The 25578-nt window shown below is 36.9% G+C and carries 21 protein-coding genes; 3 read left to right on the top strand and 18 right to left on the bottom strand.

From position 1 onward, the window contains the following. Window positions 1-277: 277 nt before the first annotated feature. The 3 genes from AC4BD1_RS04535 to AC4BD1_RS04525 form a co-directional block, all read right to left on the bottom strand. On the bottom strand, window positions 278-1039 hold the full coding sequence (locus tag AC4BD1_RS04535) for a hypothetical protein (protein ID WP_206910096.1): 762 nt from the start codon (window positions 1037-1039) through the stop codon (window positions 278-280). A 116-nt stretch (window positions 1040-1155) separates the two neighbouring features. Then, entirely contained in the window at window positions 1156-2103 is a 948-nt protein-coding gene (locus tag AC4BD1_RS04530; protein WP_206910094.1) for a LacI family DNA-binding transcriptional regulator, read from the bottom strand. A 270-nt stretch (window positions 2104-2373) separates the two neighbouring features. Further along, on the bottom strand, window positions 2374-3150 hold the full coding sequence (locus AC4BD1_RS04525; protein ID WP_490467119.1) for an alpha/beta fold hydrolase: 777 nt from the start codon (window positions 3148-3150) through the stop codon (window positions 2374-2376). A gap of 532 nt (window positions 3151-3682) precedes the next feature. Here AC4BD1_RS04525 and AC4BD1_RS04520 point away from each other — a divergent pair. Together AC4BD1_RS04520 and AC4BD1_RS04515 are read left to right on the top strand one after the other, a co-directional pair. Beyond that, complete coding sequence (locus AC4BD1_RS04520; RefSeq protein ID WP_206898813.1) at window positions 3683-4225, top strand: DUF2179 domain-containing protein; 543 nt, start codon at window positions 3683-3685, stop codon at window positions 4223-4225. Between the two features lie 159 nt (window positions 4226-4384). Next, window positions 4385-4999 (top strand): hypothetical protein, encoded by a 615-nt coding sequence (locus tag AC4BD1_RS04515; RefSeq protein WP_206910091.1) that lies wholly within the window; start codon window positions 4385-4387, stop codon window positions 4997-4999. A gap of 38 nt (window positions 5000-5037) precedes the next feature. On the opposite strand, the gene AC4BD1_RS04510 is transcribed toward AC4BD1_RS04515, so the two are convergent. The 7 genes from AC4BD1_RS04510 to AC4BD1_RS04480 all read right to left on the bottom strand — a co-directional run bounded on the left by AC4BD1_RS04510 (window position 5038) and on the right by AC4BD1_RS04480 (window position 15466). Next, window positions 5038-5907: a DUF1803 domain-containing protein gene (locus tag AC4BD1_RS04510; RefSeq protein ID WP_490467118.1), complete on the bottom strand. Its 870-nt coding sequence runs from the start codon at window positions 5905-5907 to the stop codon at window positions 5038-5040. A gap of 88 nt (window positions 5908-5995) precedes the next feature. Next, window positions 5996-6922 carry a manganese-dependent inorganic pyrophosphatase gene (locus AC4BD1_RS04505; RefSeq protein WP_490467117.1) on the bottom strand — a complete coding sequence of 309 codons (927 nt, stop codon included), beginning with the start codon at window positions 6920-6922 and terminating at the stop codon, window positions 5996-5998. 86 nt (window positions 6923-7008) lie between these two features. After that, the gene (gene pflA / locus AC4BD1_RS04500; protein WP_490485880.1) at window positions 7009-7770 is read right to left on the bottom strand and encodes a pyruvate formate-lyase-activating protein; all 762 of its coding nucleotides are present in this window, start codon (window positions 7768-7770) and stop codon (window positions 7009-7011) included. A gap of 80 nt (window positions 7771-7850) precedes the next feature. Beyond that, the gene (pflB, locus tag AC4BD1_RS04495) at window positions 7851-10079 is read right to left on the bottom strand and encodes a formate C-acetyltransferase (RefSeq protein ID WP_206910083.1); all 2229 of its coding nucleotides are present in this window, start codon (window positions 10077-10079) and stop codon (window positions 7851-7853) included. A 278-nt stretch (window positions 10080-10357) separates the two neighbouring features. Then, the gene (gene parC, locus AC4BD1_RS04490; RefSeq protein ID WP_490485879.1) at window positions 10358-12805 is read right to left on the bottom strand and encodes a DNA topoisomerase IV subunit A; all 2448 of its coding nucleotides are present in this window, start codon (window positions 12803-12805) and stop codon (window positions 10358-10360) included. Window positions 12806-12816: 11 nt separating this feature from the next. Next, entirely contained in the window at window positions 12817-14862 is a 2046-nt protein-coding gene (gene parE, locus AC4BD1_RS04485; RefSeq protein ID WP_490485878.1) for a DNA topoisomerase IV subunit B, read from the bottom strand. Between the two features lie 166 nt (window positions 14863-15028). Next, window positions 15029-15466: a CoA-binding protein gene (locus AC4BD1_RS04480; RefSeq protein WP_490467113.1), complete on the bottom strand. Its 438-nt coding sequence runs from the start codon at window positions 15464-15466 to the stop codon at window positions 15029-15031. 94 nt (window positions 15467-15560) lie between these two features. Between AC4BD1_RS04480 and plsY the strand changes: the two genes are divergently transcribed. Beyond that, window positions 15561-16196: a glycerol-3-phosphate 1-O-acyltransferase PlsY gene (plsY, locus tag AC4BD1_RS04475; RefSeq protein WP_206910079.1), complete on the top strand. Its 636-nt coding sequence runs from the start codon at window positions 15561-15563 to the stop codon at window positions 16194-16196. A gap of 56 nt (window positions 16197-16252) precedes the next feature. On the opposite strand, the gene AC4BD1_RS04470 is transcribed toward plsY, so the two are convergent. The 8 genes from AC4BD1_RS04470 to dprA all read right to left on the bottom strand — a co-directional run bounded on the left by AC4BD1_RS04470 (window position 16253) and on the right by dprA (window position 25524). Next, window positions 16253-17128 carry an aldose 1-epimerase family protein gene (locus tag AC4BD1_RS04470; RefSeq protein WP_490485877.1) on the bottom strand — a complete coding sequence of 292 codons (876 nt, stop codon included), beginning with the start codon at window positions 17126-17128 and terminating at the stop codon, window positions 16253-16255. A 58-nt stretch (window positions 17129-17186) separates the two neighbouring features. Then, window positions 17187-17978 carry a GTP-sensing pleiotropic transcriptional regulator CodY gene (gene codY / locus AC4BD1_RS04465; protein WP_490485876.1) on the bottom strand — a complete coding sequence of 264 codons (792 nt, stop codon included), beginning with the start codon at window positions 17976-17978 and terminating at the stop codon, window positions 17187-17189. A 16-nt stretch (window positions 17979-17994) separates the two neighbouring features. Then, window positions 17995-19392, bottom strand: coding sequence for an ATP-dependent protease ATPase subunit HslU (gene hslU / locus AC4BD1_RS04460; protein ID WP_206910077.1), 1398 nt, complete (start codon window positions 19390-19392; stop codon window positions 17995-17997). Between the two features lie 12 nt (window positions 19393-19404). Further along, complete coding sequence (hslV, locus tag AC4BD1_RS04455) at window positions 19405-19953, bottom strand: HslVU peptidase proteolytic subunit (RefSeq protein ID WP_067485006.1); 549 nt, start codon at window positions 19951-19953, stop codon at window positions 19405-19407. Window positions 19954-19984: 31 nt separating this feature from the next. Next, a complete protein-coding gene (gene xerC, locus AC4BD1_RS04450) occupies window positions 19985-20884 on the bottom strand; it encodes a tyrosine recombinase XerC (protein ID WP_206910076.1) in 900 nt (299 codons plus the stop codon). A 233-nt stretch (window positions 20885-21117) separates the two neighbouring features. After that, complete coding sequence (gene trmFO / locus AC4BD1_RS04445) at window positions 21118-22440, bottom strand: FADH(2)-oxidizing methylenetetrahydrofolate--tRNA-(uracil(54)-C(5))-methyltransferase TrmFO (protein WP_206910074.1); 1323 nt, start codon at window positions 22438-22440, stop codon at window positions 21118-21120. Window positions 22441-22458: 18 nt separating this feature from the next. After that, window positions 22459-24537 carry a type I DNA topoisomerase gene (gene topA, locus AC4BD1_RS04440; protein WP_206910072.1) on the bottom strand — a complete coding sequence of 693 codons (2079 nt, stop codon included), beginning with the start codon at window positions 24535-24537 and terminating at the stop codon, window positions 22459-22461. A 129-nt stretch (window positions 24538-24666) separates the two neighbouring features. Then, window positions 24667-25524 (bottom strand): DNA-processing protein DprA, encoded by an 858-nt coding sequence (gene dprA, locus AC4BD1_RS04435; RefSeq protein ID WP_490485875.1) that lies wholly within the window; start codon window positions 25522-25524, stop codon window positions 24667-24669. Window positions 25525-25578 lie beyond the last annotated feature (54 nt).

The raw sequence follows: 25578 nt of genomic DNA, 5'->3' as shown, positions 1-25578 counted from the left end.
CGACAAGATAGTGAGCAAGCACTCCAAGTAGCTTTTCATATTTTGCAGTGACTGTAAGCTATATGGAAGAGTCCTTTTGGAATACCGGCCATAAAGGTCATGGTACAAAGCGACCGTTCTCAATCCAACTGATTGACACTTAAGCAAGTGTCGCTTAAAGTCATTTGATTCTGTCAACTAAGAAACAATTGCTAAATCATCTTCACATACGGCACCATACACAAAAAGAGCGATGATTTACATCATTGCTCTTTTTGTCATTTTCAATCAGCCAATGCTATTGTTTGAAATAGCTATTTTCTTTTAATGAATTGCCTTGATCCTCGATCAACCCGTGAAGTGAGCGTTCCAACACTCCATGTGCTTTTTTTGCTTTCGTTGTCTTCTTATTTGTTGTCTTTACTGTTGTTTCTTCTTCACTTTTATGAAAAGTCTTGACCGTTTTGTTCTCTTTTTTCTCTTGATACGGCGTTGGATCAGTATCAAATAACAGGTATGCATCTTCTGCTTTCTTCATTGATTGGATTAATTCATTTTCCGTCACCTGTGTTTCTCTTGGATCTGGGATAATTGATGCTGGAATAAATTTTGGTACAAAGTAGGAACGTTCATGAGTGACATTATTTGTTTTTGAAGATGTTTTATTACGTGCAGAGGATGTCACCGATTGATTTGTTTGAACATGATTTTTTTCACCAAAAAGCTTCTTCTGTCCAGTTGGCGATGTCTTAAGTTGAGAATGCTTTCCATATTCTGGCAAATTTTCTTTATAACGTTCCAACTTCTCTTGACGTGGCACAACTTTTGTCGTTTCATTCATCGTACGTCTTTGTTTTCTTTGGCGTGTCTGATTTCGGTCGTTTTCATCAAAATGAAACTCTTTTGTTCGACCGTAACGTTGTTGTGGATGTTGATCTGTTTGGGTCATCAAATCATCGACACCATCAAATAAAACTCGATTAGACTCCGTACTTAATTTTACCCCTATTTCATCATCATAAGCTGGAAAACGAAAATGCTTTCGCTTGATTTCTTTCATTTAACTCATCCTTTTCAAAACGGAACTTTTCTCAATCATAGCATAATTTCAGCTATTTCAGTAATAATGCGCTGATAAATTTCAGAAATCACGACCATTTTTAAAGAAAACGTGAATTACTTCGTCGTTTCACGTAAAATAACTTCTGGAAAAAATCGTCGATAACCTTGACTTGCTCCTTTTTCTTCAATTTTTTTCAACAACATTTCACCACAAACTTCACCCATCCGAATAATATCTTGTTTCACCGTTGTTAACTTGGGAGAACTGATTTGATCCAAAAAGACCCCATCAAAACCAATCACACCATAATCTTGAGGAATTTTCCCGCCAACTTTCATAATTCCTCGAACAACACCTAAAGCTAAACGATCTGAACTACAAACAAAACAAGTATTCTTGTCAAATTCATCCCAATGTGAGTCAATATACTCTTCCGCTTTTGTCGAATGATTAGGAAAACGAACTGTTTTTGTTGATAACTCCTGTTCCTTCATAACCGCTAAATATCCCGCTTCTCTGGCACGTTCAAAAGGCTCTGCCACATCCATCCCAATATAAACCACCGATTTATACCCACGAGATAGAGCATATCCCGTTGCTTTTGTTGTTCCGTATTGATTATCACTATCTACATAATCATAACCAAAATCATTTTCCCCAAATAAAACAACTGGCTTTTCCAAGCGGGCTATCCAATCAAAATCTTTTTCACGCATCCCCGTAATGATGTATCCGTCACAAGCACCAACATCAAACCCACTTGTTGTTACTAGCTGTAATGAATAATGTGCTCGACCAATTCGATTGGCGATTCCCATCAACAAATTCATATAGTAGGGCTCTGTTGTATCGATTTCTTCTAAAATAAATAATTTGATTACTTGTGATCGATTAGAAACAAGTGCTTTTGCCGCAATGTTAGGGCGATAGTTCAATTCAGCCATGGCTGAAAAGACCAGTTCTTTCAGCTCGTCAGTGACTTGTTCAGGATGATTGATCACCCTTGATACAGTCATCTTTGAAACATTTGCTAATTTTGCTACGTCTGCAAGAGTTGTCATAGCTCTACCTCTTTCTAACAAAAATTTCGCGAATACACCTCACGATGAAGGACATAGACCAATTTACTTCATCCTCTATTATACCTAAAATTTTTTCGTTTTATAGTCAAGTTTTCATATCTTTTCTGTCACCAAACAAGAAAGGACGAAAAAAAGATTGGAATCAAAGAAATTTCCAATCTTTTTTTATTACTAGAAATAAGAACTTCACTCAAAAAATACCTTTATTCAAAAACCCTTATTCCTTTTCAACTACTGAATACGATTTTCTTACATCTTTTCTTCATGGTTTCCCTTAATCAAACATTTGTAAAAAAAAGCCGCTGCCTCTTCCATCAATGGAATTTCAACTAAATGCCCTTGCTTTTCTGAAGGATGAAAAAGAATCTGCCGCCCTGCTTGAGTCCATTGATTAGCCCTTACAAAATCAGCGGTCTGTTCGAAAGGAATTTTCTCATCTTTCTTTCCATGCCAAAAAAACAAAGGTCTTCCAGCTAAACGCTGTGGATTCAAAGACAAATCATATCTTTCAACCCAAGAAATCAATTCAAAATAATCTTTAGGTAAAGTAAGATCGAGTTGTTTAGCACGCGCCTTGATTCCTTGTCCGTAAGCTAGTGGCGCAGGTGACCCCATTAAACAGGCACCAGCAATAAGCCTAGGGTGATGACTAAGTAATGCGCAAGTAGTCATCCCCCCCATCGAAACACCGCCTACCGCTACTTTTTCATGGAGTAAACCTCGCTTGTCAAGATGTTCCATCAGTGTTTCAAATTCGAATAAATTGCCATAAATACTATTCCAAAACGTGTAAGAGGGAATGGAAGACACAGGCTGTTTCCGTTCGCCATGATTCATTGCATCTGGCAAAATGACTCGAATCCCATACTGCGCAATTTTTCTACCTTGTGTCAGAACCAATTCTTTACTTGTTTGCCAGCCGTGATAGTAGACAACCACTGGAATTTTTTTGCTTTTGAATTCTTCTAAAACAACTTCTAACACGGGAATTGCTTTCACTTTACGTTTCATTACGATTGGATTCACTTCGAGTCACCTAACTTAATTAAATTTATATTTTGAAAAAATAACCAACTGCTACTTAAAATTTGAAAAATGCTAATACTACTAAAAAAAAGCAAAGTCGATTGTAAATACCATTGCGGAAATAAAAAAAGAGAAGATATTCCAATTATTCCCAGTAACAATGTAAGTACCGGATAAATGGAAAAGCGAAGAAAGCTAGCTACACCACCAAACATACTCCCAATAAAAAGGACTAGAAAGAAGATAACGCTTAATAGAAAGTAATCAATGATGGATAATGAGAAGAATAGATCCTCTACCTCAAACGTTTCTTGAACGGCATAAACAGCTAAATATACGCTAAAGACCATACTCAATAGATGGCTAACACAAATAATTTGATTGATCTTTTTCATAGCATCACCTACCCATCGTCTTTATAATACAATTATAATCTTTTTTTAATTTTTTTCAAATGAAGATACTTTAATTTTTTCCCAAATTTTGATTTTTTTGCTATTGTAGAGAAGAAAGAAATAGGGGGAGTGTTTTGATGGTTGATCCAAAAATGTTACTAATGATTTTTATTATCAATTTTGCGTATATTACGCTAAATACCCTAAGATTTATGCTGACGATGAAGGGCTATCGCTTGATTGCTCCTTTAGTAAGTATGGTTGAAATAATTATTTATATTATGGGGCTTTCTCTCGTTCTTGATCGTTTAGATAATCCTTTAAATCTCTTTGTTTACGCACTCGGCTATGCTGTAGGAATCAGTGTAGGGATCTTGATTGAAGACAAATTAGCACTTGGCTACATCATGGTTACGACGATTTTGCCAACAAATACCTCTGAAGATAAAAATTTGCCTCGAATTTTGCGAGAAAACGGGTACGGAGTTACACAAACTTCTGCAATGGGACTTGAGGGTGAACGATTAGTTTTAGAAATCCTTTCTCCACGTAAAAGTGAACGTGAGCTCTATCACTTGATCAAAACAGTCGAAGAACGTGCATTCATTATTTCCTATGAACCAAAATATATTTCTGGAGGATTTTGGACGAAAAAAGTCCGGAAACGTCAAAAAAATTAAATTTTTTTAATCAAAAAAGAAATGATTTTCTCATACCGGTTTAGCAAATTCTATTTGTTTGAACCGGTTTATTTTTGTCTAATCCTCGACAAAAGCTCATTGTTTTGTTATGATAATATATGCAAAATATCATTTTTTAGTATTGGAGAACTACTTGAAATGTATCGAAAAACAATGATTTATCTCCAATTAGCTTCGCTATTTGGACTATTGGCAATCCTATTTTTTGTCTTACATACCTTTTCTACAACTTCTGATGCACCAAACCATGCACTTGGATGGCTCTTACTGGATTATTCAACACTTAATACATTGGACCAGAGTGCAGGCTTACTTATCTTGTCTTCTTTATCGTCACTTTTGTTTGCCATCTTTTTTTCGCGCTATGTTTACCTAGAAAAAACAAAAGAACTAGCGGAAGCTTCATTTATTTTTATCGCATTAAAATTGTTTTCATTCTTGGCTGTTTTACTCTATACCTTTAATCAAAATTCGCTTTTCTTTTTTATTTTAAATGGCTTAGTGGTTACCTTAGCAATTTTTTCTTTCTTTTTCTTCTCGTTAGTATTTAAAGAATTGAAATTAAATCCTTTCTTTTGCTGGATCTCACTCATTTGTTTTGGCTATAACTTTTTTGCTTTTTTGTTTTTGGCATTTGCACCCACGATCCAAACAACGATTATTCAAGATGTCAGTAACTGTTTTGATTTCTTATTTGTGATTTGTTTAGCATTCTTAATGTGGCAATATCAACGAAACAAAACATATAAATAAAACATCCAGACAAACGATTGAAGGTTTGTCTGGATGTTTTATTTTGCTTTGATATAAGAATATGCCGTTAACCCAAGAGATTGTTTTACTTCTTCATACATTTTTCTGTGAACGAAAGCAACTTCTGATTCAGTTAGACCAACTATTTCAGTAAGCTGAACGTCGCTCAACTCTTTTTTATTTTCAAGAACCGGTAACAATAATTCAAAAGCCGGTTCTGATTGAATGGTTTTTGTCTGGATTAAGGATTCCAAAAAAATATTTGGACGGCGATTTTTAAATTTATTTAGCCGGATACGTTCAATGATCACTTCCACTTGATCAAAATAATAGACTTCATTCACATCCCCCAGCAAAGTTGCTAATGATGAAAAATTTGGGAATTGTGTAAGCTTATTTTTTTGAACGAAGAAATAATTCGCTAATGTTACTGGAAAGTTTTTTGTAGTAGAAATTGAAACAAATTGATAGGCTTCATTTCCGGCAATCGTCTTTCGTGTCGTTTCTTCTGTCTCACCTTTGTAGCCATAAAAAACTTTACTATCTTCTTCAAAACAAATTGACCAAAGTGTTTCTCCTAAAATGAATTGTTGCTCATCTTTGGAAAGCTTAGAAAGCTGTTCACTTAATCGCTGAGCTTGACTAGCAATGATTTCTTGATAGTTAGCTTCATTTTCTGTGAAGATTGGGAAGTTTAATTCGTATCTTCTTTGTTCTCGTTTAACTAGTCCAGCTTCAATCAATTGATCCAAAAAATGTTCAAATTTTCGCTGAGGAAAAACTTGTTTTAATTCTCTCAAAATGACTGGCTCGGGCTGCTCACTTAAATACGTAATAACTGGTGAGAACAGCGGATCAGTCACCAATTTTTGATAAACTTTATTTTTGGGTGAATAAAAATAATTCATTTGCTCCCTCACTCCATTCAACTTCTATCTTCATTCGTGATAAAAAAAGCTGAGTCGCAGTTTACGCTCGACTCAGCTAAATCAGTAATTAACTAAAAACTTCTGTTAATTGAGGAACAACTTGTTTTTTACGAGAAACAACGCCTTTTAAAAATGCACGATTGTTTGTTAATTTTGTTTGGAATGCTGCTTCAACTTTTTCTTTGTCATCTCCAGCAACCAATAATTCTGAGTCGCTGTCTAAAATATTCGTGACAACTAAAACAAACAAATCATAACCATTTGCAGTCATTTCTTTAGCCATGGCTGTTTCTAACTCAGCTTGACGATCCATTACTTCATTCAAGTCAACTGTATTAACCTGAGCAATACGGACATTCTTGTCTCCCATTGGGAAACTTTTTGCATCTAAATCAAGCAAGGTTGCAGCTGATTTATCGCTTAATTTTGTACCTGCTTTTAACATTTCTAGACCATAAACATTTAGATCTACTTCTGCGATTTCAGCAAGCTCTTGTGCTGCTTTTTCGTCTTCAGGTGTAGAAGTTGGTGATTTGAATAGTAATGTATCAGAAATAATAGCTGAAAGCATGATTCCGGCAATTTCTTTTGGAATGCTTACTTGATTTTCTTTGTACATTTTCAAAACGATTGTGCTTGTGCAACCAACTGGTTCGGCACGGTAATATAAAGGATTAGCTGTTTCAAAATTTGCGATGCGATGATGATCCACCACAGATAAAATCGTTACCTCTGCAATATCTGAAATACTTTGTTGAAATTCATTATGGTCAACCAGCATAACAGCTGCATCTTCTGCTTTCGCTGACTCTACTACGCGAGGTGCTGTTAATCCAAATGAATCTAAGGCAAATTGTGTTTCTTCATTCGGTATGCCTAATGCTACAGCTTCTGTTTGTTTTCCTAATTCATTTTGTAAATGTGAAAATGCAATCGCCGCACCAATTGCATCTGTATCTGGATTTTGGTGTCCAAAAACTAAAATTTTTGACATGTCATTCGCTCCTTTGTTCTTTCTCATATTTAATAATAGCAAAAAAACGGAAAAGAGCAATACTAACTTCCTTTTCCGTTTCAAAACTATCTAGTTAAATATCCTTGGTAATCTTCTGTGTGAAGTAATTGTTTTGCGTTTTCTACACGTTCTTTCGTCGGTGGTTCAATTCCATCTAATGGGTACTTCAAGCCTAATGTTTCCCACTTATACCGACCCATGGTGTGGTAAGGTAGAATCTCCACCTTATCCACATTATCCAGCGTTTTGATAAATTCATCTAACCGAATCAGATACTCATCGTAGTCACTACGTTCAGGAACAAGAACGTGTCTAATCCAAACAGGTTTACCGATTTCTGACAAGTATTGTGCCATTTCCAGAATATTTTGGTTTCCATTCGCTGTCAAAATTTTATGTTGATCATTATCGATATGTTTGATATCAAATAATAACAAATCTGTGTATTCCATTAGCTCTTCAAATTTACTGAAAAATGGTTCTTCACGCGTAAAAGGTTTACCACATGTATCAATTGTTGTATGAACCCCTTGCGCTTTTGCTTTTTTGAAAAGATCAATTAAAAAATCTAATTGCAGTAAAGGCTCACCACCACTAATAGTAATACCACCTTTATCTCCCCAAAATTCTCGGTAAGCAAGTGCTTCATTTAACACATCGTCTGTTGATCGTTCAACACCACCGCCAATATTCCAAGTATCTGGATTATGACAAAATTGACAACGCATCCGACATCCTTGCATAAATGCGATAAAACGGATACCAGGGCCGTCGACGGACCCAAAGCTTTCAGTTGAGTGAATAAAACCTGTTACAGGTGTTGTCATAGACGTGTCCTCCTAATAATGACTTTTCAAGTAAAAAAGGCGAATCGACTGAATCAGTCCATCCGCCTCCTTGACTTTTGTTACATTGATTCGTGCATTGTACGCGCAATTACATCATTTTGTTGTTCGCGTGTTAACTTAATGAAGTTTACTGCATATCCAGAAACACGGATAGTTAATTGAGGATATTTTTCTGGATGTTCTTGGGCATCCAATAAAGTATCACGGTTGAATACGTTGATATTTAAATGGTGACCCATTTTCTTCGCATAACCATCAAGCATTGTTGCTAAGTTTTCTTCTTGTGTTTCTTCGTCACGACCTAAAGCTTTAGGTACGATTGAGAATGTATTTGAAATACCATCTAATGAATATTCATATGGTAATTTTGCTACTGAAGACAAGCTTGCTAATGCTCCGTGTGTATCGCGACCATGCATTGGGTTAGCACCTGGTGCAAATGGTTCGCCTGCGCGACGACCATCAGGTGTATTACCTGTTTTCTTACCATACACAACATTTGAAGTGATTGTAAGAATTGAAGTAGTTGGTGTTGAATTACGATAAGTTTTATTACGTTTCACTTTTGTCATAAATGTTTTTAGTAATTGAACAGCAATTTCATCTACACGGTCATCATTATTACCATATTTAGGGTAGTCACCTTCAATTTCGTAATCTTCAACAATTCCATTTTCATCACGAACTGTGCGGACAGTTGCATATTTGATTGCTGATAATGAGTCAACTGCTACTGAGAATCCAGCAATACCAGTTGCCATTGTGCGCAAGATATCTGTATCTTGTAAAGCCATTTCAATACGTTCATATGAATATTTATCATGCATATAGTGAATGATATTCAGTGTATTCACATATAATTCAGTGATCCAGTCCATCATGACATCGTATTTTTCCATTACTTCATTGTAATCAAGAACTTCTGAAGTAATTGGTTGATATTTAGGTCCAACTTGAGCTTTTGATTTTTCGTCAACCCCACCGTTGATTGCATACAACAATGTTTTGGCTAAGTTTGCACGAGCGCCAAAGAATTGCATTTGTTTACCAATTCTCATTGCTGATACACAGCAAGCAATTCCATAGTCGTCGCCCCAATGTTTACGCATAACATCGTCATTTTCGTATTGGATAGCTGATGTTTGGATACTCATTTTTGCACAGAAAGTTTTAAAGTTATGTGGTAAACGAGTTGACCATAAAACAGTTAAGTTTGGTTCCGGAGCTGGTCCTAAGTTTGATAACGTGTGTAAGAAACGGAAACTATTTTTAGTTACCATGTGGCGTCCATCTTCACCGATACCCGCGATTGATTCTGTAACCCAAGTTGGGTCACCTGAGAACAATGCGTTGTAATCTGGTGTACGAGCAAATTTAACAAGACGTAGTTTCATAACAAAATGGTCAACGATTTCTTGTGCTTCTTCTTCAGTAATAACACCATTTTGTAAATCACGTTCCACATAGATATCTAAGAATGTTGAGGTACGTCCTAATGACATTGCTGCACCATTTTGTTCTTTGATTGCTGCTAAATATCCAAGATATAACCATTGGAATGCTTCTTTTGCATTTGTAGCAGGTTCTGAAATATCGAAACCGTAGATATTTCCTAATTCTTTCAACTCACTTAACGCACGGATTTGTTCGTTCAATTCTTCACGTTGGCGAATGATATCATCTGACATGATGCCAATACCACAGTTAGACAAATCAACTTGTTTTTCTTTAATCAAATAATCTACACCATAAAGTGCTACTCGACGGTAGTCACCAATGATACGTCCACGACCATAGGCATCAGGAAGACCAGTGATAACACCTGAACGACGTGCTGCACGAATTTCTGGTGTGTATGCATCAAAAACACCTTGGTTATGTGTTTTACGATAATCACGGAAAATGTGAGAAACTTCTGAATCGATTTCAAAGCCGTAAGCTTCAGCTGCTTGTTCAGACATTCTGATTCCACCAAATGGTTGCAAGCTACGTTTAAATGGTTTTTCTGTTTGGAATCCAACAACTGTTTCTAAATCTTTATTCAAGTAGCCCGGACCATGTGAAGTAATTGTAGATACGACTTTAGTATCCATATCTAATACGCCACCAGCTTCACGCTCTTGTTTGTTCAATTCCATTACTTGATCCCAAAGTTTTGTTGTTGCTTCTGTTGGACCAGCTAAAAATTCGTCATTCCCATCATAAGGGGTATAGTTTTCTTGGATAAAATCTCTAACGTTTACTTCTTCTTTCCAGGTTTTTCCTTTAAATCCATTCCATTGCTCCATTGTATGGACCTCCTAAAAGTTTCTGTTTTATGTAACAGTTTTTACGTGATTAGTATAACACAGAGCGTCATCTTTGCAAGGGTTTTCTTGTTTTTTCTTTAACAATTTTTAGATTTTAATAACTACATTACTAAACAACGCTGCAACACCAAGCTTTAAGCATTGTGAACACTTTCATATTTAATTAAAAAAGTTCAATTTATTCTAGTTAGCAAATGAAAAAAGGGGCACAACCTGTACTACTACAGATTATGCCCCTTCAACAAAAAATAATACAGTTATTCTTCTATTTTTGTGTTGTTCGTTTCAAGGACATGGATAATCTCTCCGCCTTGTTTTTCATCCAACACAAACGAACCATTCGAAGTCCGGTCACCAATTGGAAAATCAGTTGGATTAAATTCTACTTGTTTTCCTTTTTGGTTCACAATTGATAATTCACGACTTGTTCCTTCTGACATATAAACCACTCGATGAGGGTTTTTCTTCAATTCTCTTAAAACTTGTACACCACGTTTTGCGCGTGAAGTTTGTGAGATTTCTTGCGCAAGCATTCGTTTGACTGCACCTCTTTGTGTGACAATGACGATTGGCGTATCGCCTTCAGCCAAAACTAATAATCCATTTGTTACCGTGTCATCCTCTTTGAGATTGATGGCTTTCACTCCTGCTGCTTTTGCACCAACGACTGGTACTTCAACTAATGGGTACCTTAAGCCCATTCCTTGATAGGTAACTAAAAAGACATCTAAATCTGTTTGTTTCTCTTCTAAATAGACCGCTATCAGCTCGTCCTCGTCTTTTAGTTTCATCGAACTAAGTGGACGACTCTTATACGTACGCCATGGTTCAAATTCAGTCATTCTCGTTTGTTTGATCATGCCATTTTTACTGATAAAAATAAAGGTTTGTTCTGGTTGGATTTTCGTGTATGGGAACACCGCAATTATCGATTCGTCCATGGACAAATTCAAAATTGTTTGCGAAATGTGTTCTCCGACTTCCTTCCATTTTAGGTCTGGTAACTCGTGGACAGGACGATAAATCATATTTGCTTTATTCGTCACAAACAAGACATGATCTAATGTACTTAATTCGCCCGTGTATAGAAGGTAATCACCTTCACGCATACCAATCTCTTCTGGTTTTGAAGCACTATAAGAGCGTATGCTACTTCGTTTCACATATCCCTCATGCGTAACGCTAACGACTACGTCTTCTTGTGCAACTAACACTTTCGTATCAATTTTTATTTCTTCGATCTCATCTTCAATTGTTGTAATACGCTTTGTTGCATAATTTTTTTTCACTTCACGCAATTCTTTTTTCATTAGTGAAAATAATTCTTTATCATCTGAAAGAATTTTATTTAATTCCGTGATTTGCGCAATCAATTGTTCAGATTCTTTTTGAAGTTCAGTGATATCGGTGTTTGTTAAACGGTAAAGTTGTAACGTCACAATTGCTTCTGCTTGTTCTTCCGTAAACTGGAAAACATCCACCAAATTTTTCTTTGCGTCACGTTTATCTTTACTTTCACGAATTGTCGCAATCACTTGATCTAAGATCGATAATGCCTTCATCAAACCTTCTACAATATGTTGACGCTTTTCTGCTTTTGCCAAATCATACTGACTACGTTTCGTAATCACGTCTTTCCTATGTCCCACATAGCTGCTCAAAATATCTCGTAGACCAACCTGATGTGGTGTCATATGGTCAATGGCTACCATATTAAAGTTGTAGTTAATTTGTAGCTCTGTGTTTTTAAATAGATAATTTAAGATTCCTTGTGCATTTGCATCTTTTTTTAATTCCACAACGATTTGTAACCCTGTTCGGTCACTTTCATCACGAACTTCAGCAATTCCATCCACTTTTTTGTTCAAACGAACTTCATCGATTTTTTTCACAAGTGTTGCTTTATTGACTTCATACGGAATTTCAGAAATAACAATTTGTTCTTTGTTTCCTTTAATTGCTTCGATTTTTGTTTTAGAACGTAAGATTACTTTTCCACGACCAGTTTCAAAGGCTTTTTTGATTTCATCTTTTCCCTGTAAGATTCCTCCTGTTGGAAAATCAGGTCCCGGAATGAATTCCATCAGTTTCTCTAAACTTGCATTAGGATGGTCAATAAGGTAAATCGTCCCATCAATGACTTCCCCTAAATTGTGTGTTGGTATCTCGGTCGCGTACCCCGCTGAGATACCTGTCGAACCGTTTACCAATAAGTTTGGATATCTAGCAGGTAAAACGGTTGGTTCTTTTTCAGTGTCATCAAAGTTCCAAACCATATCAACCGTATCTTTTTCAATATCAGCTAACATCTCACCACTTAGTTTAGACAGACGTGCTTCTGTATAACGCATGGCTGCTGGGGGATCGCCGTCCATACTACCATTATTTCCATGCATTTCAATTAGCACTTCTCGGAGCTTCCAGTCTTGACTCATACGAACCATTGCTTCATAAATGCTACTGTCCCCGTGTGGATGATAGTTACCCATAATGTTTCCGACTGATTTCGCAGACTTACGGAAGCCTTTATCATAAGTATTCCCATCTTTGTTCATTGCATATAAAATTCGTCGTTGGACTGGCTTTAGCCCATCACGAATATCCGGCAAGGCGCGTTCTTGAATAATATATTTTGAATAACGTCCAAATCGGTCACCCATTACTTCTTCTAACGTTAATTCTTGGATTTCTTGTCGATTTTCCATCAGGTGACCTCCTATTCTACATCAAACAACTGAATTGGCTTTTCAACATTTTCATGTTCTTCATCTAATCGTTCACTTGAAGATGAAATTGGCATTTCAGTGTCTTCTTTTTTATCTAAAATACTGCCATCTTCTTCCAATGTAAATTGGACATGGCTTTCGATCCATTTTCGTCGTGGTTCAACTTTGTCTCCCATTAATGTTGTTACACGTCGTTCTGCTTGAGCTGCATCATCAATTCGTACTCGAATCAATGTTCGTGAAGCTGGATCCATTGTTGTCTCCCATAGCTGATCAGCATTCATTTCTCCTAGTCCTTTATAACGTTGTAATAAGTAACCTTTACCAACTTTTTTGATTTCTGCAGCTAGCTCTTCATCTGTCCAAGCATATTCAACTATCTGCTTTCTCCCTTGGCCCTTAGAGACCTTGTATAAAGGTGGTAAAGCAATGTAGATTTTTCCAGCCTCAATCAAAGGTTTCATGTATCGATAGAAGAAAGTGAGCAATAACACTTGGATATGTGCCCCATCCGTATCCGCATCGGTCATAATAATAATTTTGTCGTAATTACAGTCTTCAATCGAAAATTCTGGTCCTACACCTGCACCAATCGTATAAATCATCGTGTTGATTTCTTCATTTTTCAAAATATCTTGCATTTTGGCTTTTTCAGTATTGATGACTTTACCTCGAAGTGGCAAAATAGCTTGGAATTTACGATCACGTCCTTGTTTTGCAGAACCGCCAGCAGAATCTCCTTCGACTAGATAAAGCTCATTCTTTTTAGGGTTACGTGATTGAGCGGGCGTTAATTTTCCTGATAATAAAGATTCGCCTTTTTTGCGTTTTTTCCCATTACGGCTTTCTTCTCGCGCTTTACGAGCAGCTTCTCGTGCTTCACGAGCCTTTACTGCCTTTCTAACTAACATTTGGCTCATTTCACTGTTTTCTTGTAAATAAAAGCCCATTTGTTCACCAATGACATTATCAACAACTGTCCGAGCAACTGGTGTACCTAATTTTTCTTTCGTTTGGCCTTCAAACTGCAGTAAGTTTTCTGGCACGCGAATGGATAAAACTGCCGCTAACCCTTCACGAAAATCACTGCCTTCTAAATTTTTATCTCGCTCTTTCAAAAGACCAACTTTACGGGCATACTCATTATAAGCTTTCGTCATTGCTGTTTTCATTCCGGCTTCATGTGTGCCGCCATCTTTCGTCCGTACATTATTAACAAAAGATAATATATTTTCTGAATAGCCATCATTATATTGATAAGACACTTCCACTTCGATACCGTCTTTTTCACCTGAAAAATAAACAACTGGTGTCAAGGTGTCTTTTTCTTCATTCAAATATTCAACAAATTCTTTGATTCCTTCTTCATAGTGAAAAACTTCTGTAACCTCTTCTTCACCACGAAGGTCACTTAATGTAATTCGAACGCCTTTCAAAAGAAAAGCAGACTCACGCAAACGCTCTGATAACGTCTCATATGAAAACTTCACTGTTGAAAAGATCGTATCATCAGGTAAAAAGTGAACGGTCGTTCCATTTGCTTTTTTTGTTTTACCCAATTTTTTTAATGTGCCTTGTGGCTTACCACCGTCTACAAATTTTTGCTGATATTCAACACCATCGCGAACAATCGTCACAGTCAGCCATTTTGATAAAGCATTTACCACACTAGCACCTACACCATGTAGTCCACCAGATGTTTTATAGCCACCTTGACCAAACTTGCCTCCAGCATGCAACACTGTAAAAATCACTTCAACCGTTGGAATTCCTGAAGCGTGCATTCCAACTGGCATTCCGCGACCACTATCTACTACAGTGATACTGTTATCTTTATGTATCACTACATCAATCTCATTTCCATAACCTGATAAAGCTTCATCGACTGCATTATCAACAATTTCATACACTAAATGATGTAAGCCTCGGCTATCAGTGGAACCGATATACATCCCTGGTCGTTTTCTAACTGCTTCTAATCCTTCAAGAACTTGGATTGACGCATCATTATATTCATTGATTACTTTTTTTGCCAAGGCAAACGCTCCTTCAATAATACTTGCGGAAATAGTAAAGACCGCATCGAACTAATCATACTAAAAAAAACTGCGAAAAAAAAGAGGTTGGGGAAAAATCAAGAGAAACAGTCGCCCAACCTGCTTTTAACTAACAACTTTCGCACATTAAAATTTTTATTTATTTTTATTTAACCTTATCATTTTCCATCTTAGCTAGTTCAATTTTTACACAACGATCCATCACGACATCTTTTCGACCAGCGGCTTGCAACAAGTTTGCTGCCTCTTCATTTTCAATTCCTAACTGTGCCCAAAAAACTTTTGCATCTGTTTGCAAAAAATCCTGTGCTACTTCAGGTAAAAATTCACTACGTCGAAAAATATCAACAATATCAATTGGTTCTGTAATTTCTGTCAGGTGACCATAAACTTTCTCACCTAATACTTCTTGTCCAGCCAGAACTGGATTCACGGGAAAAATGCGGTAACCTTTTTGCTGTAAAAGTTTTGCGATTTGATGACTTGTTCGCTCAGAGTTATTACTCAAACCGACAACAGCAATATTTTTTGCTGACTTTAAATAGTCAAAAATCATTTCTTGGGTTGGATTTTCAAATGGCATCCTACTCATTCCTTTCATTCGTGAATTTCGATTGTTCCTACTACTCTTTCATGCTAAAATAAACATTAGTTTTCAACTTGAAAGAGGTAAAAAAATGAAATTGATCTTATTACTTATTGTAGCATATCTTTTGGGTTCTATTCCTTCCGGTGTCTGGATTGGAAAAATCTTTTTCAATAAAGACATCCGCGCATACGGGAGTGGAAATACTGGGACAACCAATACGTTTCGAGTATTAGGAAAAAAAGCAGGAATCGTTGTCTTATTAATGGACATCTTGAAGGGAACACTGGCAACTTGTCTTCCACTTATTTTTCACATTACGACAATCAATCCACTTTGGTTTGGGGTCTGTGCAATTCTGGGTCATACTTTTCCGATTTTCGCCAAATTTAAAGGTGGAAAAGCAGTCGCAACCAGTGCTGGCATGCTTCTAGGGTTCAGCCCTATTTTCTTCGTCTATTCCGCAGCAATCTTTGTCTTAAGTCTTTACTTCACAAGCATGGTAAGTTTAAGCAGTATGATCAGTGCGGTACTGATTACTTTGTCAACGATTTTCTTACCTTATATCGCACCAGTTATTTTACCAGAACATAATTGGCTGTTAACGATTATCGCTTTTCTAGTGTCTTCCTTTATTTTTCTTCGCCACAAAGAAAACATTCAACGAATCAAAAACAAAACGGAAAGCCGAATTCCTTTTGGTTTAAATAGTAGCAAAAAGAAATGATTTTCTTTTCTAAAAAAGTGAGCTGCGACCATTTGTCGTAGCTCACTTTTTTATGTTTATTTTACCGTGATCGAATATTTTGTTTGGAAAATTTCATGGGCACCCAATTGATTGATTCCCACTTTCTCCATCAAACTACCATTACTATTCACTGTATCTGCAATCCCACACCAAGGTTCAATACAAACAAAAGGTGCTTCTTTGGGATAAGGGGACCAGATACCAACATAAGGCATATCTTTGTAACTTAAAGTCACACTGTGACGTGATTTTTCACTACGAATCGAATATGCATTTAGTCCCTTTGTTTCAAAAACAAGGGCATCTTGATCAAACAATTCACGATCCAGAGCTAAGTTCGTATTGGTTTGCCCCAAAGTTCGTTGATCTAAATCGATATAAGGGCCTGCCAATGGTAAACGCAATCTTGATTTTCGTGGCGAGAAAGCCAAATAAAAATCTTCAAAAGTCAAGCCTTCTTCCAATGGTACATTAAACGCTGGATGTCCCCCAATTGAAAAGTACATTTCTTCTTCTCCAATATTTTCAACTTGGTAATGAACAGTTATCCCATCGCCACCTAATTCATAAGTGATAACTAATTCAAAATCAAACGGATAATTTTTTTTCGTTTCCGGTGTGCTTTTCAACCGAAAACTTGCTTGCTCTGGTCCTTGTTCAATAACTTCAAAATCCATATCTCTTGCGAAACCATGTTGTCCCATCGAATACGTTTTTCCTTGATACATGTATTCGTCATTTTTCAAACGACCAACAAATGGGAAAAGAACCGGTGCATGACGTCCCCAAAATTCTGGATTTCCTTGCCAAATATATTCAAGATTATGCTCTTTTGATTGTAAGCTAATTAGCTCTGCTCCATGTTCAGCTATTTTAGCAATAAGCTGATCATTTTGAATAATTACGGTCATTGTTACTCCCCCATTTTTAAAATTGCTACTATCCTAGATCGTCTTAGCCAATGAAATGTTAGTAGCTATGTTTTGCTAGTTCCTCTTTGAAACGTGAATTAAGGACTTTCAAGTAAGTTCCCTTCATTCCCAAAGAACGTGACTCGATGATACCTGCCGACTCCAATTTACGCAAAGCATTAACAATTACTGAACGAGTAATTCCAATTTCATCCGCGATGTTTGAAGCTGTCAAACGACCTTCATCACCATCAAGGGCATGAAAGATGGCTTGAACTGCTTTTAATTCACTGTAAGAAAGAGTGTTGATTGCCATTTGGACAGCTGTTGCACTTCGTACATCTTCTTCAATACTACGGGACTGTTGGTAAAGAATTTGCATACCTACCACTGTTGCACCATATTCTGCTAAAACTAAATCATCATCGGTAAATGCCTGTTCCATGCGTGACAAAATAATTGTTCCTAACCGTTCCCCTGCACCAAAGATCGGTACGACTGACGTTAGGCCAAATGGATATTTTTCTCTCGATTCTACTGGAAAAGCTGTAATTTCACTCGTGATCGGGATATTTGCTTCGGTTTTGACCAGTTGATCGACTGTATCTGTGTAAGAAAGTGGAAATTGTTTTTCTACAAACATTGTTTTTACACGTTCGTTATTCACATCATGACGTTCATTATAGCCAAGTAATACGCCATCGCTGCCTATGATATACGTATTACTATCCAGTACTCCACCTAGTGTTACTGCCATTTTGTCATATGGTAAATCAGCATCCATATCAAAGGTATTTTTTTGTTGTAAAAGCTTGTTGATTTTTCGGGTTTTTGTTAGCAAATCCGTCATAGTCGTCCTCCGATTCTTAAAGTATATAGCGGCTCAAATCTTCATTCTGTGCAATTGAAACTAATTTATCATCGACATATGCTTCTGTGATTGTAATCTCACCCATCTGCATATCTGGTGCCTCAAATAATAGATCTTCTAATAGTTTTTCTAAGATTGTATGCAAACGACGTGCACCAATGTTATCTGTATCACGGTTCACATTAAAAGCAATTTGTGCAATTCGTTCGATTGCTTCTTTAGTAAACGTAACGGAAACATTTTCTGTTTCAATCAACGCAATATATTGTTTTATCAATGCGTTGTTAGGTTCTGTCAAAATTTTCACAAAATCTTCCGCTGATAAATCATCTAATTCGACACGAATCGGGAAGCGTCCTTGTAATTCTGGGATCAAATCACTTGGTTTTGATAAATGGAAGGCACCTGAAGCAATAAATAAAATATGATCGGTTTGTAACGTACCATATTTCGTATTGACTTGTGAGCCTTCAACAATTGGTAAGATATCACGTTGTACGCCTTCTCGAGAAACTTCACCAGACTGTTGTGATTTTGAAGTTACTTTGTCGATTTCATCGATAAAAATGATCCCACTTGATTCAGCTAATTTGATTGCTTCACTGTGAATATCTGCATCTTTCACAAGTTTAGCAGACTCTTCACGAATCAAAATTTCGCGTGCTTCTTTCACTGTGACTGTTCTTTCAACTTTTTTAGTAGGTGTTAATGCACCTAATGTTTCATTCAAATCAATTCCCATTTGTTCTAAGCCATTATTCATCATTGGCGCAGCTTTTTTTTGTTCTTCAACTTCGATCGTCACCTCGCGTGTATCAAGCAGACCTTTTTCCAGTTGATCTAAGACTGTGCGACGATTAACACGAATATCTTCAGTGATTTCTTCTTGTGGTTCAGCCTGTTGTGTCGATGCATTAAACATATTCATCATCTGTTCAAATTGATTTGTTGATTGTTTTTGCTCCTTTTTGATACCCGGTACTAAAACTTTCACTAACCGCTTTTCAGCATTTTTCTTAGCTTTTGTATATACTCGGCTATATTGTTCTTTTTCAACGATTTGAATTGCATTTTCGACCAAGTCACGAACCATTGATTCGACATCTCGGCCAACATAACCAACTTCTGTAAATTTAGTTGCTTCTACTTTGATGAAAGGTGCATTGACGATTTTTGCAAGTCGACGAGCAATTTCTGTTTTCCCAACACCAGTTGGTCCAATCATCAACATATTTTTAGGTGTAATATCTTGTTGCATTCTTTCATCCAACTGGAGTCTACGATAGCGGTTTCGTAAAGCGACAGCCACAGATTTTTTAGCTGCTTCTTGTCCCACAATGTATTGATCCAGTTCACTAACGATTTGTCTTGGTGTTTGTCTTAATTCATTCATTCTAGTCACCTCTTATAATTCTTCTACAATGATATTATGATTTGTGAAGATACAAATATCTGCTGCGATGTTCAGCGCGTTTTCAGCAATTTCTTTTGCACTCATCTCATTTTGTGCATAATTTTTCATTGCTCTTGCAGCAGCTAATGCAAAGTTTCCGCCAGAACCAATAGCTAAAATACCATCATCAGGTGTAATCACTTCACCCGTTCCAGAAACCAACAACATTTCTTTATCATTCATAACGATCAGCATTGCTTCCAATTTCTGCATGGATTGTTGTGTCCGCCATTCTTGTGCTAGTTCAACAGCAGCACGTTGCAAGTTACCGTTGTATTCATTCAATTTTCCTTCAAATTTTTCTTCCAAAGTAAAGGCATCCGCTACACTTCCAGCAAAACCGACAACCACTTCATCATTATAAATTCTGCGAACTTTACGAGCTGTTCCTTTCATAACAACAGATTCACCCATTGTTACTTGACCGTCTCCAGCCATTGCAAATTTTCCGTCTTTTTCAACTGCACAAATCGTGGTTGAATGAAATTGTGATTCTACCATTTGTAGACCCCCTAATAAAATAATGTCTTTGCTACGCTCTTGGATGAAAAGAGCGATAGTTTTTTTGTAAACTTTCTTTCGTCACATGAGCATAAATTTGAGTTGTAGATAGATTTGCATGTCCTAATAACTCTTGAACTGTCCGCATGTCTGCACCATTGTTCAACAAATGTGTTGCAAACGTATGGCGCAACATATGGGGATGAATATCACTATCTAAACTACTTTTTTTGATTATTTGATTTAAAATATATTCGATTCCAGTTGGTGTAATCGGATCGCCATGGTGATTAACAAAAACAAAATCATGTTCCTTATGATATTTGTTCATCAAGAACGAGCGGCTTTTTTCAAAATATTCTTGTAAAGCTTCTTGAGCAAATGATCCCAGTGGCGCATATCTTTCTTTGTTTCCTTTTCCATGGATCAACATTACTTCTGCTTGAAAGTCGATATCTTTCACTTTTAATCCGCTGCATTCACTTAACCGAATGCCAGAGCCATACAAAACTTCTAGCACTGCCCGATTTCTAAAATCCAAAGGTTTATCACCAGCCACACTTTCAAACAAAGCTTGCATTTCATTTTCATAAAAAAAACGTGGTAATCGAATATTTTTTTTCTTTAAGTGGACATAAGAAAAAGGATTCTCCTCGATCAATTCCTCTTTTAAAAGATATTGATAAAATGAACGTAAACTGGCAATTTTTCTGCTAATTGTGTTCCTGCTGTATTCTTTGTCCGATAAAAATCCTAAATACACTCGTACATCTAAGTGATTGATACTCAATAGGTCTTCCTCACCAGATTCTTTTAGGAACTCTTTGAAGTCATTAATGTCTTCCTCATATGCTTGACGTGTCTTATCCGAGTACCCTCGCTCGACAATCAAATAGCGTAGAAACTTTTCTTCCAAGCTTAGTTCTGCCATTTTTTCACCTTCCTTACAATCCCAGAAATAAATTTAGCATAGCCATTATAAAAAAACAAATAAATTGTCAGAATTTAATCAATATTTCTAAGTTTGTTCACAATTCGCACAATTTTTCGTTTTGTTTTCATTTTTCTCGCTAATTTTTCAGTGAATCTTTCATTTTACGCAACAAAAAAACTTAGAGAAGGATGAATCAAGCATCATTCTCTAAGTCGAATCAATTTTGCTGTTTATTGTGCAGAAACAGGTGAAGATAAGTCAGCAATTACTTTTTCATTGGCAGCTAATGCTCGGTTTGCCAACGCTTCATAGCGTGACTTTTTATCGCGGATTCGTTCAGGTAATTCCGGAAACAACCCGTAGTTTGCATTCATTGGTTGGAAATGTTTTCCTTCGGCATGCGTGATATAGTATGCCATACTTCCAATCGCTGTCTCTTGCGGAAAGACAATTGGCTCTTCTTCTTTTGCCAATCGTGCAGCATTGATTCCAGCTAGCAGACCACTAGCTGCGCTTTCTACATAGCCTTCCACACCAGTCATTTGACCTGCAAAAAATAAATCTTCGCGCTTTGTTGATTGGTAAGTTGGTTTCAATAGTTCTGGTGAATTCATGAAACTATTACGATGCATGACTCCATACCGTACAAAATCAGCATTTTCCAATCCAGGAATCATACGAAATACTCTTTTTTGCTCGCCCCATTTCAAGTGAGTCTGGAAACCAACAATATTATAAAGAGAAGCAGCCGCATTATCTTGACGCAATTGGATTACTGCATAAGGACGTTTGCCTGTTTTTGGGTCTTCCAATCCAACTGGCTTCATTGGACCAAACAACATCGTTTTAAATCCACGTTGTGCCATTACTTCAATTGGCATGCAACCTTCAAAATATTTTTCTTTTTCAAATGCTTTTAATTCTGCAACTTCTGCATGAATCAATGCATCATGGAACGCCGTAAACTCTTCTTCTGTCATCGGACAGTTCAAGTAAGCTGCCTCACCTTTATCGTAACGTGATTTCAAATAAACTTTGTCCATATCAATCGTTGATTTATCAATAATTGGTGCAGCAGCATCATAGAAATAAAAACCATCTGAACCATTAAATTCTTTGATTGCTTCTGCTAATGGATGAGAGGTCAACGGACCTGTTGCGATAACAGTAATGCCTTCTGGTATTTCAGTCATTTCTTCATTGACCACAGTGACTAATGGATGCTCTTTCACTTTTCGAGTAATCGTTTCTGAAAATGAATCTCTGTCAACCGCTAATGCACCACCAGCAGGAACTGCCGTTTCGTCAGCCGAAGTAATCACTACTGAATTTAAACGACGCATTTCTTCTTTCAATAGACCGACAGCATTTGCTAAACTATTTCCTCTTAAAGAATTAGAGCAAACTAATTCTGCAAAATTTTCAGTATGGTGTGCTTCCGTTGATTTAATTGGACGCATTTCATATAAACGAACAGGAACTCCAGCTTGTGCAATTTGCCAAGCTGCTTCACTTCCGGCAAGACCGGCACCAATGACATTTACAGTTTTCAAGTAAAAACCTCTTTTCGATTATTTTTGAACATCTTCTTCATAGTCGCCATTTACACAGACAACTTGTTTGCCACCTTTAACTTTCTTCTCAACTAGATATTGATTACATTTTGGACAATTCCTGCCTACTGGTTTATCCCAAGAAGTAAATTCACAGTCTGGGAAACGAGAACAACCATAAAAAATTCTATTCTTCTTGGATTTACGTTCAATCACTTGGCCTTCGTGACATACGGGACAAGTAACACCGATTTCTTTAACGATTGGTTTTGTGTTGCGGCAATCTGGGAAATTACTACATGCGTAAAATTTACCATATTTTCCTAATTTAATCACCATTGGATGCCCACAGACATCACAATCAAAGCCGGCTGGTTCATCTTTGATTTGGATTTTTTCCATTTTTTCTTCTGCATTACTCAATTCTTTTTCAAACGGTTTATAGAAACGATCAACCACTTGGACCCAAGCTTCTTTCCCTTCTTCCACTTTATCCAAGTCATTTTCCATTTCCGCTGTGAAATGAATATCAACGATTTGAGGGAAAAACTCAACAATCAATGAGTTGACGATTTCACCTAACTCCGTTGGTTCAAAACGTTTTTGTGTCAATTTGACATAGTAACGACGTTGAATCGTATCCAACGTTGGTGCATAAGTAGATGGACGACCGACACCATTTTCTTCCAACGCTCGGATAAGCGTTGCTTCACTAAATCTTGCTGGTGGTTGCGTAAAGTGTTGTTTTGGTTCGATATCCACAGATTGAACAATATCTCCCTCTGTTAATTCCGGCAAGATATTTTCTTTGTCCTCTTTCCCGTCATCACGCCCTTCAACATACACCTGCATAAATCCTTTGAATTTCACTTTTGAGCCATTAGCAATAAAGATGACACCATTTTGGTCTAAAGTCACTTTCATCGTATCTAAAATTGCTGGTGTCATTTGACTGGCAACGAAACGTGACCAGATCAATGTATACAATTTTAATTGATCTTTATCTAAATATTGTTTGATTTCATCGGGTGTGCGTAAAACACTCGTTGGTCTCACTGCTTCATGGGCGTCTTGTGCGCCTTGAGCATTTTTTACTTTTTTATTCCCATGGGCAGAAAATTCATCACCGTAAGTTTCTTGGATAAATGAAGCTGCCTCAGCCTTTGCTGTATCGGCAATTCGTGTTGAATCGGTACGCATATAGGTGATCAAACCAACTGTTCCTTGTTTGCCTAATGCAATTCCTTCATAAAGTTGTTGTGCGACCATCATTGTTTTTCTTGTACGGAAGTTCAACTTACGTGCAGCTTCTTGTTGCAAACTACTCGTAGTAAATGGGTTTGCTGGGTTTCTTTTTCGTTCTTTCTTTTCCACTTTTTTCACTTCAAAGTCTTGACCATCAATTCTAGCAGTGACTTCTTTCACAGCTTCTGCATCCGGCAGTTTTTTCTTCTTCCCATCGATTCCCCAGAAGTTCGCTTTGAATTTCTTACGTGCTTTTTTGAAATTTCCATCGATACTCCAGTATTCTTCTGGAATAAATTCGCGAATTTCTTGCTCACGATCAATGATAATTTTTAAAGCAATAGATTGAACGCGCCCCGCACTCAATCCTTTTTTCACTTTACGCCAAAGGATTGGGCTGATTGAATAACCAACTAATCGGTCTAGTGCGCGGCGTGCTTGTTGTGCATCCACTAAATCAACATCAATTGAACGAGGTTCTTTAAACGCTGCTTTCACAGCATCTTTGGTGATTTCATTGAAAACAACACGATTTTTGTCTTCAAGATCTAATCCTAACAAATAAGCTAAATGCCAAGCAATAGCTTCCCCTTCTCTATCCGGGTCACTTGCGAGATAAACTTTTTGTGCTTTTTTAGCCGCAGATTTTAAACTTTTGATAACGTCGCCTTTTCCTCGGATGGAAATATAATGGGGTTCATAATTATTTTCGACATCAATTCCCATTTTACTTTTTGGTAAATCACGAATATGGCCTACACTTGCCATTACTTTATAATTTCGGCCCAGATATTTTTCAATTGTTTTGGCCTTTGCTGGTGATTCTACAATCACTAAATATTTATATGCCATTCTTGAATGGACTCCTTTCATTGTCGAGTTCCTACTATATATACTTATATTAGAGGTTTCCTACAAATCGTAGCTAATCATATCCATTCAGAAATCGTTTGTCAAGGAAAGCAAATGGGAAATGTGCTGTTATTCTTTCAATTCTTCCAAAATATCTTGTCCTGAAATCGTACAAATTGCACCATCTTGAATGAGGTGATGACAGCCTTCAGAGTGTTCTGTTAAAACATTTCCTGGAACGGCAAAAACAGCTTTACCTAAGTCTAATGCTTGCTGTGCTGTTATTAGTGAACCACTTTTTTTCCTTGCCTCAACTACACAAGTTCCCCGTGACAAGGCAGCAATGATTCGATTTCTCATCGGAAAGCGATGTCTCCTTGGTCCTGCTTCTGGTGGGTACTCACTTAACAGCAAATGCTCCTCCGCAATTTTCATTTGTAATTGTTCATTTTCTCTCGGATAAAATTTTCCCAAACCTGTTCCAACAACAGCAATCGTTCGCCCGCCTTCCCTAATTGCTGCACAATGACTATATGTGTCAATGCCTTTAGCACAACCACTTACGATTACGTAACCATCAGCAATCACTGGACGTAAGAGCTGAAAAACAGTTTTCTTTGCAAGAACTGATGAACGTCTTCCCCCAACAACACTCAGCATCTTGCATGTCAATAAAGATACATCTCCTCGATAAAATAATAGAATGGGAGGATATGTCAAATCCAGTAGTTGTGAAGGATACCGTGGATCCAAGCAAGTAATATACTGTTGGTCTTTTTTAATCTTTTCCCAGTTGGCTTCGATTTCCAACCAGCTTTGTCGAAATAGTTCACGATGACTCGTAATGGAGGCAATCTTACAAATCACTTCTATTGTTAACCGCACTTCTGGATTTTCTAACAAGTACTGAAGCACTTGCCATTTTCCTTGACTACTAATTCCTTTTGCGTAAGTCAAACGCAATAAATATTCTTTTATTTTTTCCATAAAAAAACCACCTTTTGCTTTCTTTTTGATAAGATACGCAAAAGATGAGTTTAA

The organism is Enterococcus sp. DJ147D b (genome assembly GCF_058216655.1).
The sequence above is the reverse complement of the archived record's forward strand: the minus strand, read 5'-3'. Positions and strand labels throughout refer to the sequence as shown.

Coding starts and splice junctions, on each gene's coding strand:
- AC4BD1_RS04530 (WP_206910094.1), bottom strand. CDS start 2,103: ATGACAACTCTTGCAGACGTAGCAAAATTAGCAAATGTTTCAAAGATG.
- pflB (WP_206910083.1), bottom strand. CDS start 10,079: ATGGAGCAATGGAATGGATTTAAAGGAAAAACCTGGAAAGAAGAAGTA.
- plsY (WP_206910079.1), top strand. CDS start 15,561: ATGAAATTGATCTTATTACTTATTGTAGCATATCTTTTGGGTTCTATT.
- dprA (WP_490485875.1), bottom strand. CDS start 25,524: ATGGAAAAAATAAAAGAATATTTATTGCGTTTGACTTACGCAAAAGGA.
- AC4BD1_RS04505 (WP_490467117.1), bottom strand. CDS start 6,922: ATGTCAAAAATTTTAGTTTTTGGACACCAAAATCCAGATACAGATGCA.
- hslV (WP_067485006.1), bottom strand. CDS start 19,953: ATGGTAGAATCACAATTTCATTCAACCACGATTTGTGCAGTTGAAAAA.
- parC (WP_490485879.1), bottom strand. CDS start 12,805: ATGGAAAATCGACAAGAAATCCAAGAATTAACGTTAGAAGAAGTAATG.
- AC4BD1_RS04470 (WP_490485877.1), bottom strand. CDS start 17,128: ATGACCGTAATTATTCAAAATGATCAGCTTATTGCTAAAATAGCTGAA.
- AC4BD1_RS04510 (WP_490467118.1), bottom strand. CDS start 5,907: ATGAATTATTTTTATTCACCCAAAAATAAAGTTTATCAAAAATTGGTG.
- AC4BD1_RS04515 (WP_206910091.1), top strand. CDS start 4,385: ATGTATCGAAAAACAATGATTTATCTCCAATTAGCTTCGCTATTTGGA.
- codY (WP_490485876.1), bottom strand. CDS start 17,978: ATGACGGATTTGCTAACAAAAACCCGAAAAATCAACAAGCTTTTACAA.
- AC4BD1_RS04520 (WP_206898813.1), top strand. CDS start 3,683: ATGGTTGATCCAAAAATGTTACTAATGATTTTTATTATCAATTTTGCG.
- pflA (WP_490485880.1), bottom strand. CDS start 7,770: ATGACAACACCTGTAACAGGTTTTATTCACTCAACTGAAAGCTTTGGG.
- AC4BD1_RS04535 (WP_206910096.1), bottom strand. CDS start 1,039: ATGAAAGAAATCAAGCGAAAGCATTTTCGTTTTCCAGCTTATGATGAT.
- hslU (WP_206910077.1), bottom strand. CDS start 19,392: ATGAATGAATTAAGACAAACACCAAGACAAATCGTTAGTGAACTGGAT.
- xerC (WP_206910076.1), bottom strand. CDS start 20,884: ATGGCAGAACTAAGCTTGGAAGAAAAGTTTCTACGCTATTTGATTGTC.
- AC4BD1_RS04480 (WP_490467113.1), bottom strand. CDS start 15,466: ATGCCATTTGAAAATCCAACCCAAGAAATGATTTTTGACTATTTAAAG.
- topA (WP_206910072.1), bottom strand. CDS start 24,537: ATGGCATATAAATATTTAGTGATTGTAGAATCACCAGCAAAGGCCAAA.